Below are 15,312 nucleotides of genomic sequence, written 5' to 3' on the forward strand. Positions count from 1 at the left end.
AAAAAATCTAATGGCCATCATCAAAATATCTAATTCTGTCTTCACATTTGCATAGTAATTGAATAAACTTAGCGAGTTTGTGTGTTTTCTGACCTTGGTCACCACGCAAATTTTTTGGGAAGTTTAATACTATTAATAAAGAGAGGGTTCTGATGACAATAAGAAGTAATCTAATTGCTAAAGCTGTGAAAATGGCTCTATTAGCAACTGCTTCTGCCTCTTTGGCTTTGACTGCCACAGTAAATGCTGCGGAAGAGCAGGAAGAGGAAGCAGAGGAAGAAAAAGTAGAAAAGGTAACTATCGTAGGTTCTCGTATCAAGAGAACAGACGTTGAGGGTGCTCAGCCTGTTACCGTGATCACTACTGAGGATATGGCAAAGCAAGGTCATGTGACAGTATTTGATGCATTAACAAACTTAACTCAAAACAGTAGTTTTCAGTTTGAAGGCCCTGAGTTTTCTAGCGGCTTCACACCAGATGTTCAGACACTGAATTTGCGTGGCTTTGGTGTTGGTAACACTTTAATGCTTTTGAATGGTCGCAGAATTTCTTCATATCCTGCGGCGTATCAATCTGACACTTCAGTTTTTAACTTTGGTGCAATTCCTGCAGCGGCCGTTAAAGAAATTCGTGTCTTGAGTACGGGTGCTTCTGCAATTTATGGTTCAGATGCGGTAGCTGGTGTTGTCGATATTATTTTGAAAGATAGTGTAGACGAAACAACAATTAACTTAATAGTGGGCACTCCAACAGAGTCTGACTCAAATCCACTAGATACACAGTTTAAGTTGGTTACTGGCAAATCTTTTGATAATGGTAATGTTACTTTAGCTTATCAATATACCGATAGAGAGCTTATTAAAGCGGGTGAGTTTGACGATTATGACTCAGATTTAGATTATCCATATGGTGATGGGGTATTAACTCGATATGTTCTAGATTTGAATCGATGGGCTCCATTCAGGGGAGAGCTTGGCTACCAAGACCCTGGTGCTGGAACATGTGAAGCTATGGGGAACGGAACTGTTCGTTCATTCCGACCAAATTCAGGGTACTTCTGTGGCTCTGATGATGCAGCAGAGACAACATTCAGAAATCAGAAGGAGTCTCACTCTATCTTCTTGCATGGCGACTATCAGCTGAGTGATGATGTTCAGCTATTTGCAGATATTCTTTATTATCAAAGTGAATCAGCCAATAATAGTCGTTACCTTTTTGTATCAGAAGAGATTTTAGATACAACAAATATTGTCGATACTGGCGTAATTGGTAATTATTACGACTGGTTTGTTGCACAACGTTTATTCACTGAAGAAGAGTTAGGCAGAAATCTCGATACTACTTTTGAAGATGACTCATTGAATGTTAGCGTAGGAGCAACTGGCTTCTGGGGAGAACACGAATGGGAAGTGTCTCTAAATCGCTCGGACTATGAATATACGTCTAAGAACCCTTGGTGGAAAGCAGAAGATGTGATCAGCTTATTCCTTGGTGACTACTACGGTACCAGTTTTTATGGTACAGACTGGTGGTCAGGAACAGGTCCATTAGGTTTAAGAGATAACTTGTTCACACCATTGGACGACACTACTAGAGCTCTAGTTAATGATGCAATTGGTAACCATACCTATGGTAACGAAACATCATCAACAAGTGCTCAGTTTAATATTAGTGGTGACTGGTTCGACAACTGGCAAGGAACAGTACAGTATGCTGCTGTGTTAGAGTACGAAAAGCAGGATTTTAAATTTGTTCCTGATGAGCGTATTAGCCAGGATCCGCCACTACCTAATTTACCTGGTTCTGGATGGTGGAAATTAACTGGTTACCAAGGTGAAGGTGATCGCTCTCGCGTTGCTGTAGGTGGCGAGTTATTGATTCCAATGCACGACACTTTAAATATCAATTTAGCTGCCCGTGTGGATAAGTATGATAGTGATTCATCTTCTATCGGCACTCGTACTACTCCTTCGATCAGTTTTGAGTGGAGACCTATTGAAGACTTGTTAATTCGTGGTGGTTATTCAGAAAGTTTCCGTGCTCCAGACTTAAATCAGGTTTATACAACCACTGGCTTCTTTACAGGAACTACCGACTTAGTTCAGTGTTTGCAAGAGTATGAGTTTATTAATGGAAGTTCTGCTGGGTTTGATCCAAGCTCATGTACATCAAGTTCATCTTTTGTTCGCCGTGTAGGCTCACAAGAATTAGGTGGTGAACCCCTTAAAGATGAAACAGGTTACTCAGCATGGTTTGGCTTCTCTGCCGAGCTTGCAGAAAACCTTACATTAATGGCTACTCTAAATCGTGTAAATTTAGAAGATCGTGTTCAGACGGAAAGTGCTTCTCAATTACTTCGTCAAGAGTATGAGTGTTACACGAATAGTGGTGAAGTCAGTCAGTCACGTTGTGACTACATCGATGCTCGTATTGACCGTGAAACAGATCCAAATACTGGTATTTCTTATGTGTCACGTTTCAATGTTTCTCCTCTGAATGTGTCTGAGCAGGAAATTGACTCTCTAGATGCTAATCTTCGTTGGGGACACCCGTTTGATGCAGGCTATCTAGCTTTTGATGTTGATTACAGTCATATGCTATCAAACAAGTATCGTGCTAGTGATACTAGTGAAGAAATCGATTTGCGTGATGACGAAATCTCAGGCGGCTGGGATCCTCGCTCTCGTGTAACTACGACTTTAAGTTGGAGTGGTGATGATTATCGATTAGCGCTTACAGCATTCCGTCGTGGCGGTGTTACAGCATGGCGTCCAAGTCAGAGAGATCCTGATAGTGATTACCGTATGCGTCCATACATTACGTATAACTTTACGGCTAACTATAACTGGACAGAAGACTTCTCAACAGGTTTAAGAGTAAGAAACTTGTTTAATGCAAAGCCACCTAAAGATGAAACTTTCTTATTCTATGACTATCCATGGTATAACCATTTTGTTTATGCCGGTGCTGGTATAGGACGAGAACTTTATCTAGAAGCAACTTACACATTCTAATTAAGAATAGTGTTACAAAAACGCCTCAGAAATGAGGCGTTTTTTTTCCAAAAAATATTATAATGCAAATCTGCTCTACCCCCGTAGCTCATCTGGATAGAGCGTCCCCCTCCTAAGGGGAAGGTAACAGGTTCGAATCCTGTCGGGGGTGCCATTTCATTCTTGATTCTCATGAGCTCACGTATCACAATGGGGTTGAATATTTATAATGATTGTGGGGGCTTATGAAATCTCTAAACTATATTTTTTTATTATCAATTCCTTATTTGCTGATATCTTGTGCATCTGCACCCAGCGTTGAGGGTGGGTCAGATGTTGCTCAGAAACCTCATGCTAACGAATATTTAATGTCTACCGGAGATATTGTTCGATTTAAGGATTCTTCAATTGAGTTTTTGAAAATTGTTAATGATTCAAGATGTCCTAAAGGTGTTCAGTGCGTAACTGAAGGTGCAGCAACTTTAAGCTTTATTTATTTGACTCCATCAACTGCAGAATCATTCACTTTAGATACTGCCGAAAATTCTGTTCATTCATTTGAAAATATTAAGTTTGGACTAATGTCTTTTGACCCGTTGCCATCAGAAGGCAACATATTAAGCCCTGATGAGTTCACCGCTAGGTTGGTTGTTGCTGAGGAAGGTTCATTAGAAGATATTACCATTATTGATGTCAGAACCGATGGTGAGTACAACAATAGTCATTATTCTGGTGCAGTGCATATACCCGTGGATGAAATCGGTAGTCGAATTGGAGAGCTTAAACTTTCAAAAGACGAAACTTTCATTGTTTATTGCCGTAGTGGTAATCGTGCTGGAAAAGCTAAAGCAGAACTCGAAGCAATGGGTTATACCAATGTCATTAATGGTGTGAATGAAGAAAGTCTGTACAAACTTATGGATTAATAATGAGTGGAAAAGTATTAGGAATAGGTGGAATTTTTTTCAAATGCAATGATAGAGATGCTTTAGGCAAGTGGTACGAAAAGGCCTTGGGATTTAATATTGACCCCAGCTATGGTGGCACCAGTTTCCCTAAAAAAGACTTGCCAGAGGGAGCCTATACAGTTTGGGGAGCTTTCAAGGAAGATACGGATTACTTTGCACCCTCAGCTAAAGATTTTATGCTGAATTTGATGGTCGATGATGTTGAGGCTTGTATAAAGCAGGTTATAGCTAATGGTGGCCAGCAAATAGGGGAGGTTTGCGAAGAAGACGGCTTTGGTAAGTTTGCCTGGTTTGTTGACCCAGAAGGAAACAAAATTGAGTTATGGCAGATGCCTTAACAATTGAGGTTCCAAGCCATTAAAAAGCCCAGCTATTTGCTGGGCTTTTTTTATACGCGTCGTTAGAACTGAGTGATTCGTCCGTAGTATTCAGGACGACGATCTCTAAACAGTCCCCAGCTAGCACGCTGTTTTGCGACCTTGTCTAGGTCAAATTGCTGACAGATGACACCTTCACTGGTTTTATCCATTTCCTGTACCTTTGCACCGAAGGGATCGGTGATAAATGACGAGCCATAGAAAGTGATGCCACAGGTTTCGCCTTGTTCGGTACCTATTCTGTTAGATGCCACAACAGGCACCATATTTGCACCACTGTGGCCTTGCATAACACGTTGCCAGTGCTCACGCGAATCCCAGTTCGGGTCTTGTGGTTCGGAGCCGATAGCGGTCGGGTAATATATGACTTCAGCACCCTGAAGTGCAAGAATCCTCGCGGCTTCAGGGAACCATTGATCCCAGCAAATAGCGGCACCCATGCGACCAAATTTTGTGTCCCATACTTTAAATCCATTATCGCCGGGCGAGAAGTAATATTTCTCCTGATAACCATGGCCATCAGGGATATGCATTTTGCGATAGTTATCCATAATGGTGCCATCAGCATCAATCATGGCAAGTGAATTAAAATGTGCGTTACCGGCTTTTTCGAAATAACTTATCGGCAAAACAACATCCAGTTGTTTTGCTACGGTCGAAAAGTGTTGTAGAACACGACTTCCAGGATAAGGTTCTGCCCAGTCAAAATACTTGGGATCCTGATCTTTGCACCAGTAATAACCTGCAAACAGTTCCTGCAAAAGAATAGCGTTTGCACCTTGTTCAGCAGCTTGTTTGACTAAAGCTTCACCCTTAGCAATGTTCTCATCAAAGTTTGAACTGACTGCAAATTGAGTTGCTGCAAATGTTACATTTCTCATAGTGTTTCACCTAAATTTGCTCAAATGTTTGAGCTGTTAAATCTTGGGTTGTTGCATGGTGATGCAATGTATGCCACCGCCACCAACTAAAATTTCATTAGCATCGATCTGATGAACACTTCTACGAGGGAAGAGGTCAGTCAGAACGGATTTTGCTTCATCATCCTGCTTGCAGCCAAAAGACGGCATAATGATTGCATCATTAGCAATATAAAAGTTGATGTATGACAGTGGCGCGCGAAGACCATCTTCATAACGTGCTTCTGGCTCTGATATTTCTACAAGCTTGATATTATGTTCCTTCAAAATAGCGCGGTTTTCCTCGTAGATAGAATAGTTTTCGCTCAATTTATCGCAGTTTTGGCTAATCACTAAATCCTCATCAACGAAGCAGGCAATATTATCTATATGACCATCGGTATCAACATCTCCGGCAACCCCTTTGTCTAACCACACGACTCTTTCTGCACCAAACTGTTCTAACAACACTGCCTCAATTTGTTGCTGAGTTAATGACGGATTGCGGTTTGGGTTTAAGAGACATTCTTTGGTAGTTAAGAGTATGCCTTTACCATTTGAATGAACAGCTCCACCTTCCAGTACCATGTCAAACTTTCGTGATTGGCAACCGGTATATTTGATAATATTTTCAGCCACTTTGGCATCATTACCATAGGGTGAAAATTTGTTTCCCCATGCATTAAACTGGAAATCTAAAGCTACAGCCTGCCCATTTTCTTCAATCCAAATGGGGGCCGTATCTCGTGTCCAGCTATCATCAATTGCCATTTCTACCAGTGTTACAGAGCTACTAAGCTTCTTGGTTGCAAATGCCTTGTGCTCAGGTTTTACTAACATAAACAGCGGCTCATAATCTGCAATTGTGTTAGCGACTTCTGCAAAGGCAAGCTGGGCTTTTTCAAGCCCGTTTGTCCAAATTTCGGTGCGGCACGGCCAGGCCATCCAAGTTGCCTTATGCGTTTCCCATTCAGCTGGCCAGCGTCTTGTTAATTGAGTCATTCCAATTAATCCTCTAGATAACTATAACCATAGATACCTTCACGCAATTCCGCTAGGTATTGGCGTTGCTGCGCCTGCTCCAGGTTGCTCGATTTTAGTTGACGACGGTATGATTCCAATAATGATTTGGCATCAAAATCAACATACTCAAGCATCTCGTCTACACCCGAACCATAGTCCGTACCCGTAATCTGGATTTCACCTTTTTCGGTCAGTACCAGATCAATAGTGTGGGTATCACCGAACAGGTTATGCATGTCTCCAAGAATCTCCTGATAGGCTCCTACCATGAAGAATCCGAGCAAATACTCATCGCCAGGCTTGTAGGGCGGTAAATGAATGGTTGGAGTAATGCCCTGACCATTAACATACTGCTCTAAAACCCCATCACTGTCGCAGGTAATATCTTGAATAATAACGCTTTCGGTTGGCTCTTCATTAAGACCCAGCAGCGGCATGACCGGGAAAATCTGATCGATTGCCCATGCGTCAGGCAGAGACTGAAAAATCGAAAAGTTAACGAAATACTTGCTGGCCAATTTTTCATTAAGCTCATCCAGAATATTCTGATGTTCCTGAATTTCTGGAACTAATTTCTCCTTAACCAGCATCAAAATCATACGATGCAGTCGCTCTGCCATTGCTCTTTCAGCCAAGGATAAAACCTGGTGGCTGAACATGCCCTGAGCTTCTGTTAGTAGGTAACCGGCATCATGGAAACTTTCCATAAGTTTGCGGTTGTCTTTAGTGTTAATGGCTTCCTGATAGCTTTCCCATAGGTTTTGTAAGACTAATGGTGCCTCCTCGGAAGGAGCCTCTAAATCAACTTTCTCGGGCGCTTCAGAGTCAATAACATTGGCGATTAAAACCGCATGGTGTGCCGTTAATGCCCGTCCTGACTCGGTAATAATATTCGGGTGCGGCAACTCATTTTCATTGGCTACATCATAAAACGCCCAGACAACGTTATTTGCGTACTCTGATAAGCTGTAATTGATAGAGCAATGGCTTTGACTGCGGGTACCTTCATAGTCCACGCCAAGACCGCCACCTACATCGACAGTCTCAACAGGCACACCAAGCGCGTGCAGCTCGGCATAAAAGCGGGCACACTCTTTAAGCGCGTTCTGGATGTCACGAATGGACGTGATTTGTGAACCCAAGTGGAAGTGCAATAATTTAAATATATCCACCTGGTCACTGGCTTGAAGCGTTTCAACCAAACGCAAAATCTGGCTGGCAGATAAACCAAACTTGGAGTGATCACCGCCCGAGGTTTGCCATTTAGACTCACCTTTAGAGGCTAGTCGTGCTCGCACACCAATTGTTGGCTTAACGCCCATACTTTCGGCTTCTTCCAGTACTAACTGTAGCTCGGTCAATTTCTCAACCACAATGTATACCTTATGGCCAAGCTGAGTGCCGATAAGCGCTGTGCGTATATATTCGCGGTCTTTATAACCATTACAGACAATAGTCGAGTTTGTATGCTCGGATAAGGCAAGCACAGCCATTAATTCGGGCTTGCTGCCCGCCTCAAGACCAATCTGCTTATTATTGTTGTCATTGATAGCTGCCTGGCTTTGCACAATTTCTTCTACAACGCGACGCTGCTGATTAACTTTAATCGGATAGCAGATAGTATAATGGCCCTTGAACTCATACTCTTTGATGGCTTGATTAAAAGCTTCGCAAAGGCTGTTGACGCGATTGTGTAAGATGTCGCTAAAACGAAGAAGAGCAGGCATCTGGAAGCCTTTCTTCTGAAGCTCTTTGCAAATTTCAGTCAATTCAAAGTTAAACTCCGGGCGATTACGATCCGGTTTTACGACCAAGTTCCCCTGTTCGTTCAAATCAAAATAACCCTCACTCCAGTAAGGAAGGTTGTAGTGTGTACGAGCTTTGTCAATTGACCAATCGTCTTGTTGCTCTAATGCCATTGGGCTTTGTTCTCCTTAAAGTCCGACAGATGTCTGTCGATACCATTAAAATAGATAAACTTTATATACCTTGTAGGAACATAAAACTATCATTTCTATACGCCGGATACAAAAAAGGCGAACTGTAAAAGTTCGCCTTTGTGTTCTTTTGCACGCTTTACTTGAGCGCCTCAACAACGTATTGGGGCAGGGCAAAGCTGGCGACGTGCAGTTCAGGGTTATAGTACCTCGTACTAAAATTAGCTTTACTAAATCGTTCACGAATCGTTTCAACTGAATGCTGGCGTAATGAAGCATCATCAGAACCCCAGGAAAGGGTCATGTTACCACCGACATAAGTGGGTACAGCTGTTACATAAAACCAACGATCGTTGAATAAGCCTTCAAAACGGTTGAATGTTGTTTTAACCTCATCAATTTGCATAAAGCTGACACCATTCTGGGTTGCTAAAATGCCACCCTCGTTAAGGCTATTCTTGCATCCTTTGTAGAAACGCGATGTGAACAACACCTCGCCTGGGCCTTCCGGGTCAGTCGAGTCAGAAATGATGACATCAAACTTGTCGCCATTCTCTGAGTTAGCGTTGTTAACAATAAAATCGACACCGTCAGCAATCACCAGATTGACTCGAGGATCATCAAAAGCGCCATCTGAATGTTTAGGGAAGTATTGTTTGCACATATCTACAACCGCAGCATCAATTTCTACCATGGTGACATGCTCAACTTCAGGATGACGTAACACTTCGCGCAAGATTCCGCCATCGCCACCGCCAATGATCAAAACACGTTTTGCATTGCCATGTGCAAATAGAGGCACATGAGTCAGCATCTCGTGATAGATGAACTCGTCTTTCTTGGTGGTCTGGATGACCCCGTCCAACGCCATAACATGACCAAACTGCTCATTGTTAAAAATGATCAGATGCTGATGTTCGGTTTTACTTTCAAACAGAACTTCATCAACAATGAAGCTCTGCCCGTAAGTGCTGTACAGGGTTTCGATAAATCTTTTTGCCATGTCGATTAATTGCCTTAGGCTTTATTTCTCAACTTGTCCACGCAATATTTCACTCACTTCGATTTTTGAAGGAAGGAAGGCTTTGCGTAAAATTTCTACTGCTTTATGAGGTTCAGCGTCACCACACATAAAGACGTCAAACGCGGCATAATCGCGTTCAGGCCAGGTGTGCACACTGATATGAGATTCAGCAAGTACGGCAACGCCCGAAATCCCACCGTTTGGTGTGAAGTGGTGCATATGAATGTGAAGCAGGGTAGCGCCACATTCTACTACTGATTCACGGAACGCCTGCTCCATCAATTGTAGGTTATCAAGCTTTGACGCGCCCCACAGATCAATGATCAGATGAGTACCCGCAAAGATTTTGCCGTTTCTGTGTATGAAATGATCGTTTCGCTCATCGTTCTCGTTGACGTTCTTAAAAGAAGGCCATTGAGTTTCTGTTGCGCCAGTAGGATCAATCTCTTGGTTATAGTCGAAGTCTTTATACACTTCTTTAATCTCCTATACAGGGAAGCCATAAACAAGCTTATTTACAAATTTCTGGGGGCGTAACGATAGAAACTTCCCAGACCTACCAGGCGTGCTAATTATGTCATGTTGGTCCGTTATGGACTGGCATGAGCAAAAAATAGTCAATCAGCACAAAATGGAATGTGCTTTATACTTTGTTTAGCGAAAAATGCAAGAAAATTCGATTGGAAATATGAAAAAAACTATCGGTTATAAAGCAGTTATGAAAGAATGCCGGCTTTATAGCTTGAGATTAATTTAAATTCATTCTCAAGTTTCGGACTTAACCAATTGATTTTAATAGAATGAATACAGGCTTTTGGCGGCTCATTTTACTAGCGGTTTTGGCTGTCTTTTTGATGGCAATGGTACCGGTTATCATCAAGTATATTGAGGTTGATCCATGGCTAATCGGAGCCTTCAGACTGTCCGTTAGCGTAGTTGGTTTAATACTGCTTGCAGGTATAACTCGAAGACCGCTGATTGCTCGAAAAGAGAACTGGATTTTTATCTTTTTATTAGGTTTGGTCTTCGCAATCCATTGGCTGACATATTTTTATAGCATTCAATTATCAACAGCTTCGATTGCCGCTATTGGTGTTTCGACTTTTGGCGCACACCTGTTGTTACTGGGTTGGATTGTTCATCGCCAGCCACCGCATTGGCTAGAGCTATTTTGTGTCTTACTAGCGTTTGTGGGCGTCTATTTAGTAGTTCCTGACTTTAATCTTGCTGATGGAATGACCATTGGTCTAATCCTTGCTGTAATTTCCGGTTTTCTCTACGCCTTGTTGCCCTTGATGCATCAAAAGTACCGACATATCAATGGTGAGCGTCGGACTTTTGGTCAATTTTTTGTGGCTATGGTGATATTCAGCTTTGGTCTACCGCAGGCAGATTGGGCAATTCCGAGCGAAAGCTGGTTAGGGCTTATAGTGCTAGGAGTAGTTTGTACTCTGGTAGCGCATAGTCTCTGGATCAAAGTCAGTACCGAGCTCAATCATGTCGTCACATCGGTTGTTTACTATTTATATGTACCGATTGCCATGCTATTCAGCTTTGTCTTTCTGGATGAGGTGCTATCCCCAGTTCAGCTGCTTGGAGCGGGATTGATACTGTTCGCTAATATTTTGGGGATCTGGTTTCGTTGGCGAAGCCAGAGCTCGGGTTAGATTTTTCAATTACCTCAAACTATCCTAGATGCATCATATCTGTATCTAATACTGTATCTTTTTGTATTTAATTGATATTCTTCACAAGCCAAAGTGCCACTTTTGCTTGCTAAATAAGCAGATATAGTGCATCTAGGCATAACAGGATGTTATTCTTCTGCACTGATTTCTTAAGGATAAATAATGCAGTGATGCAATTGTGACTTGCCAAATGATGATAATAATGTAAATTTGCACAGCAAGTATCTTGTTGTATATGAGATATACAGAACATTGTGTCACAATGTATCTAATTACATAAAGCAAAGTATTACTAGAAGGCAGTACTGTGAGTAAAACATTATCCCGCTCAGAATTAGCACTTATCGATAGAGAAGGGGAGCGCATCAAAAATGGTCTATCTAACCTTGTTGATGACTTTCCTAATCATGCCAAGACAATCACTGGGATGGCTAATTGGCTTAATGCCAACAAATCCACCTGCCAGCGTATGGTTGAAACTATCAACAAGGCAGTTGATGGACTGCAGGTCATTCAGTCATTGCCCGGGCCAGCTGGCCTTCGAGGTTTCATTGAACTGGCAGAAAAACACAAAGTAAATGCTAAACTGGTTGAAGAAGCCAGATCCATGGTCGTAAGGTTTGAAAACCTTATTTATGAATATTCGCGCAGCCACTCAGCTCTTAAGGCGCTGATAAAGGCGTCAGATAAAAGTAAGCAAAGTCAGGGCAATAAGACTGATCAGCGTAAAGCTCTTTTCGAAGCATCGAGAATGGTTACAGGCGAGCAGATGGAGAATTTGTTCTTTGCTTGTATCCTGAAAGAAAATGAGCAGGATCATAAATTTCTTCAGCAATATACTTTAACTTTCTTCGATAATTGCGAGAAGACAGAAACAGCCCGTCCTTTGGTTATTCCAATTGGTCCTTGTGAGCAAAAGCTAGAACTTGAAAAGCCAGAGCTTATTTCTCAGGATGATGAATTAGGCAGCAACTTAGGTAATCTATCGCTAATAGAAGAGTTGACCAGTAGCAGTGTGGTGAAAAGTATCAATGAGTTCACTCGTGGCGAAAGCTCGGTCATTATTCCAGCTACTCCTGACCAAGAAACTGGTATTAATATCGCCGCCATGAAAAACTATCCAGAGGAACAGCTGGGGCCATTTTATGGCGGTAAGAAAGCCAGCTGCGTTAGCGTTCAGGTGAGAACGCCAGTTAAAAGTTTATACATGGTGTGTTTCCTTGAGCGTAGTTATGCTATGCGTAGCGTTGCCAACGCCGGTATCTATTCGATGAATACTCAATTGGCAACCATGATCACCAGCCCTGATGCACTTTGGTACGATCGTTTTCATGATGAGGCTGATCTGGTTCTTTCGAGCCATGACGCCAACTTCTCTGAAAAACTGAAATACCCCATGGCGAACGAATTAGTTGATACGCTGTTTACGGTGACAGGATGTGATCGCAAGAATTATGCGGCTTATCTGGTTAGAGTTGACTATCCGATATGGTCAACGGCTTATCGAATTTATTTCCAGTACGCAATCGATTGATCCAATTATTTTCAGACATAAAAAAACGGGCTATTTAGCCCGTTTTTTTTGAACAAATAAAATGCTTATTTATTCTTGGCAGCTGCCACACGTTGACGAGCTAGCTCATCAGCAATTACGTTAGTTGGGCGACCGCTTAGTTTTGAGGCTTCAAACACTTCAGTCAAAGTGCCATAAATCTCATCAACTTTTTTCAACGCAGCATCACGATTATAGTTCTCTTCGAATGATACGTTGATAATGCCACCAGCATTAATCACATAATCAGGTGCATACAGAATACCTTTGCTCAGCAGAATATCACCGTGGCGATCTTCAGCAAGCTGGTTGTTGGCAGCGCCAGCAACGATCGATGCTTTGATGTGAGGAATAGTAGTGTCGTTGATAGTTGCGCCAAGAGCACAAGGAGCATAAACGTCTACATCCTGGCTATAGATTTCGTTTACATCAACAGCCACAGCGCCAAACTCATTAACCACACGATCAACGTTTTCTTTGTTGATGTCAGTAACAACAAGCTTTGCACCTTCGTCGTTTAAGTGTTTGCATAGGTAATAACCAACGTGGCCAAGACCTTGTACTGCAACTTTAAGACCATCTAAGTCATCACGCCCAAGTTTATGCTTTACAGCAGCTTTAATACCTTTGTAAACACCATAAGCTGTAACAGGAGAAGGGTCACCAGATTTGCCTTCCAAACCTAAAACATAGTTGGTTTCTTTGTTCACGATAGCCATATCATTTGGGTTGATGCCAACATCTTCCGCAGTGATATATTTACCGCTTAACTTCTCAACAAAGCGACCGAAAGCACGGAACAGTTCTTCCGACTTCATAGTTTTAGAGTTGCCAATAATGACCGATTTACCGCCGCCCATTTGTAGGCCAGCCATAGCATTTTTATAGGTCATACCGCGAGATAGACGCAATGCATCAATCAATGCGCCTTCGTCAGAGTTATAATCCCACATACGACAGCCACCAACCGCAGGACCCAGGTTAGTGTTGTGGATACAAATAATGGCTTTTAAGCCAGATTCAACATCACGACAAAAGACGATTTGTTCGTGATCGTCGTATGCACGTAGATTAAAAACTGCCATAAAGATCTCCTTTAATAAGGATATAAACAAGGGAAGCCGCAACAGTTGCGGCTTCAATTAAAAACAATGATTATCCCAGGTCGAACTTAATGCCCTGAGCTAGTGTAGGTTGGTCACCCCAGAAAATGGTGTTGGTTTGACGACGCATGTAAGCTTTCCATGCATCAGAACCGGCTTCACGACCGCCGCCAGTTTCTTTTTCGCCACCGAATGCACCGCCAATTTCAGCACCAGAAGTACCGATGTTGACGTTAGCAATACCGCAATCAGAGCCTTGCGCTGATAGGAATTTTTCGGCAACTTTCATATCACGAGTGAAGATTGCTGAAGATAGACCAGCTTTAGAATGATTCTGCATGGCAATCGCTTCTTCAGTTGTTTCGTAAGTCATTACGTAAAGAATTGAAGCGAATGTTTCAGTCTGAACAACATCCCAGTGGTTTTCTGCGCGTATAACCGTAGGCTCGATGAAGAAACCTGGACCATCAATCGCTTTACCACCCGCAAGAACTTCACCGCCAGCTTCTTTAGCTTTAGCTACCGCATTCTCGAAATTCTTAACAGCGTTAGCATCAACTAGCGGGCCCATCAAAGTATTAGTATCTAATGGGTTACCAATTTTAACTTGCTTGTAGGCGTTAACGATTGCTGGAATTACTTGATCAGCAACGTCTTTGTGTACGATTAAGCGACGAGTTGATGTACAACGTTGACCGGCTGTACCTACTGCACCGAATACGATAGCTGGAACGGCAATGTCCATATCCGCTGTTTTATCTAGGATAAGCGCATTGTTACCTGAAAGCTCAAGCAAGCTTTTGCCCATACGCTCAGCAACTTTAACACCAACCATACGGCCAATTTCACTTGAACCAGTGAAAGACATTTTCTTAACGCGAGCGTCTTCGATGAAGCGCTGTGATAACTTATTCTCTTCAGTATCGATGAATAAACAGAAGATACCTTTAAGACCTTCTTCTTCTAGAACCTTGTTACAGATGTTTTGAACAGCGATTGCTGTTAAAGGAGTTTTTGGAGATGGCTTCCAAACAACTGTATTACCACAGATTGCAGCAATGAAAGCGTTCCATGACCAAACGGCAACAGGGAAGTTGAAAGCTGACATTACGCCAGTGATACCTAGCGGATGCCACTGTTCGTACATGCGGTGCTCAGGGCGCTCAGAGTGCATAGTTTTACCATACAACATACGAGATTGACCTACGGCGAAATCGGCCATATCAATCATTTCCTGAACTTCACCGTCACCTTCAGCTTTGATTTTGCCCATTTCGGCAGAAACAAGGCTACCTAAAGCATCTTTGTGCTCACGTAAGGCATTTCCGATTTTGCGAACAAGCTCACCGCGTAGAGGAGCTGGAACTTTACGCCACTCTTCAAAAGCAGCTTCGGCTTCCTGCATAACTTTGTCGTAATCGGTTGCAGAACTGGCGTTTACTTTTGCAATAACTTCGCCAGTTGCAGGGTTGATAGACTCAATTACGCCTGCATCTTGAGTGTCGGTGTAACCTTGGCCCCAACTAGCTGATTGGTTGACGGCTTCGATACCTAGCTCTTTCAAAAAATCCATAAATACCTCTAAATTCGGTTAAAACTGCACCAAAGCGACTGATTTATAATTGCTTTGGCGATTAATAATTTTGCGGCGCTACCATACCACCAGAGGGCATTTTTCGCCAGTTAATTTTGGTTTTGCTGATTAAAGATTAGTCAATGGTTGCGCTGGTCAGAGCTGTTATATGGGC

12 protein-coding genes and 1 tRNA gene are annotated in these 15,312 nt (G+C 42.5%); 6 read left to right on the forward strand and 7 right to left on the reverse strand.

All coding sequences use genetic code 11. The annotated features are described in order from the left end of the window. Positions 1-152 precede the first annotated feature (152 nt). From CW740_RS05370 to CW740_RS05385, 4 genes are all read left to right on the forward strand, one after another. Positions 153-3,014 (forward strand): TonB-dependent receptor plug domain-containing protein, encoded by a 2,862-nt coding sequence (locus CW740_RS05370; protein WP_106646563.1) that lies wholly within the window; start codon positions 153-155, stop codon positions 3,012-3,014. A gap of 77 nt (positions 3,015-3,091) precedes the next feature. Beyond that, positions 3,092-3,168 (forward strand) — tRNA-Arg (locus CW740_RS05375). A gap of 70 nt (positions 3,169-3,238) precedes the next feature. Continuing rightward, the gene (locus tag CW740_RS05380) at positions 3,239-3,919 is read left to right on the forward strand and encodes a rhodanese-like domain-containing protein (RefSeq protein ID WP_106646564.1); all 681 of its coding nucleotides are present in this window, start codon (positions 3,239-3,241) and stop codon (positions 3,917-3,919) included. Between the two features lie 2 nt (positions 3,920-3,921). Continuing rightward, positions 3,922-4,299: a VOC family protein gene (locus tag CW740_RS05385; protein ID WP_106646565.1), complete on the forward strand. Its 378-nt coding sequence runs from the start codon at positions 3,922-3,924 to the stop codon at positions 4,297-4,299. 62 nt (positions 4,300-4,361) lie between these two features. Here CW740_RS05385 and aguB read toward each other — a convergent pair whose 3' ends face one another. The 5 genes from aguB to speD all read right to left on the reverse strand — a co-directional run bounded on the left by aguB (position 4,362) and on the right by speD (position 9,695). After that, positions 4,362-5,219, reverse strand: a complete 858-nt coding sequence (gene aguB / locus CW740_RS05390) for an N-carbamoylputrescine amidase (protein WP_106646566.1) — start codon at positions 5,217-5,219, stop codon at positions 4,362-4,364. Between the two features lie 36 nt (positions 5,220-5,255). Further along, positions 5,256-6,239, reverse strand: coding sequence for an agmatine deiminase family protein (locus CW740_RS05395; RefSeq protein WP_106646567.1), 984 nt, complete (start codon positions 6,237-6,239; stop codon positions 5,256-5,258). 5 nt (positions 6,240-6,244) lie between these two features. Then, positions 6,245-8,179: a biosynthetic arginine decarboxylase gene (speA, locus tag CW740_RS05400; protein ID WP_106646568.1), complete on the reverse strand. Its 1,935-nt coding sequence runs from the start codon at positions 8,177-8,179 to the stop codon at positions 6,245-6,247. Between the two features lie 157 nt (positions 8,180-8,336). Continuing rightward, positions 8,337-9,200 carry a polyamine aminopropyltransferase gene (gene speE, locus CW740_RS05405; RefSeq protein WP_106646569.1) on the reverse strand — a complete coding sequence of 288 codons (864 nt, stop codon included), beginning with the start codon at positions 9,198-9,200 and terminating at the stop codon, positions 8,337-8,339. 21 nt (positions 9,201-9,221) lie between these two features. Beyond that, positions 9,222-9,695: an adenosylmethionine decarboxylase gene (gene speD / locus CW740_RS05410; protein ID WP_018625058.1), complete on the reverse strand. Its 474-nt coding sequence runs from the start codon at positions 9,693-9,695 to the stop codon at positions 9,222-9,224. A 326-nt stretch (positions 9,696-10,021) separates the two neighbouring features. On the opposite strand from speD, the gene CW740_RS05415 reads away from it, so the two are divergent. Next, on the forward strand, positions 10,022-10,888 hold the full coding sequence (locus CW740_RS05415; protein WP_106646570.1) for a DMT family transporter: 867 nt from the start codon (positions 10,022-10,024) through the stop codon (positions 10,886-10,888). A gap of 328 nt (positions 10,889-11,216) precedes the next feature. Next, a complete protein-coding gene (locus tag CW740_RS05420) occupies positions 11,217-12,443 on the forward strand; it encodes a hypothetical protein (RefSeq protein WP_106646571.1) in 1,227 nt (408 codons plus the stop codon). Positions 12,444-12,508: 65 nt separating this feature from the next. Here the strand turns inward: CW740_RS05420 and CW740_RS05425 are convergent, their stop codons facing one another. Then, positions 12,509-13,546 (reverse strand): Glu/Leu/Phe/Val family dehydrogenase, encoded by a 1,038-nt coding sequence (locus CW740_RS05425; protein WP_106646572.1) that lies wholly within the window; start codon positions 13,544-13,546, stop codon positions 12,509-12,511. A 70-nt stretch (positions 13,547-13,616) separates the two neighbouring features. After that, complete coding sequence (gene amaB / locus CW740_RS05430; RefSeq protein WP_106646573.1) at positions 13,617-15,137, reverse strand: L-piperidine-6-carboxylate dehydrogenase; 1,521 nt, start codon at positions 15,135-15,137, stop codon at positions 13,617-13,619. Between the last annotated feature and the right edge of the window lie 175 nt (positions 15,138-15,312).

The sequence above is a fragment of the Kangiella profundi genome (assembly GCF_002838765.1).
Classification (GTDB): Bacteria; Pseudomonadota; Gammaproteobacteria; order Enterobacterales; family Kangiellaceae; genus Kangiella; species Kangiella profundi.

Bases quoted from the DNA above. Each gene is read 5' to 3' on its own strand.
- CW740_RS05385 (WP_106646565.1), top strand. From the start codon at position 3,922: ATGAGTGGAAAAGTATTAGGAATAGGTGGAATTTTTTTCAAATGCAAT.
- CW740_RS05395 (WP_106646567.1), bottom strand. From the start codon at position 6,239: ATGACTCAATTAACAAGACGCTGGCCAGCTGAATGGGAAACGCATAAG.
- aguB (WP_106646566.1), bottom strand. From the start codon at position 5,219: ATGAGAAATGTAACATTTGCAGCAACTCAATTTGCAGTCAGTTCAAAC.
- speA (WP_106646568.1), bottom strand. From the start codon at position 8,179: ATGGCATTAGAGCAACAAGACGATTGGTCAATTGACAAAGCTCGTACA.
- CW740_RS05415 (WP_106646570.1), top strand. From the start codon at position 10,022: ATGAATACAGGCTTTTGGCGGCTCATTTTACTAGCGGTTTTGGCTGTC.
- CW740_RS05380 (WP_106646564.1), top strand. From the start codon at position 3,239: ATGAAATCTCTAAACTATATTTTTTTATTATCAATTCCTTATTTGCTG.
- CW740_RS05425 (WP_106646572.1), bottom strand. From the start codon at position 13,546: ATGGCAGTTTTTAATCTACGTGCATACGACGATCACGAACAAATCGTC.
- amaB (WP_106646573.1), bottom strand. From the start codon at position 15,137: ATGGATTTTTTGAAAGAGCTAGGTATCGAAGCCGTCAACCAATCAGCT.
- speE (WP_106646569.1), bottom strand. From the start codon at position 9,200: ATGGCAAAAAGATTTATCGAAACCCTGTACAGCACTTACGGGCAGAGC.
- CW740_RS05370 (WP_106646563.1), top strand. From the start codon at position 153: ATGACAATAAGAAGTAATCTAATTGCTAAAGCTGTGAAAATGGCTCTA.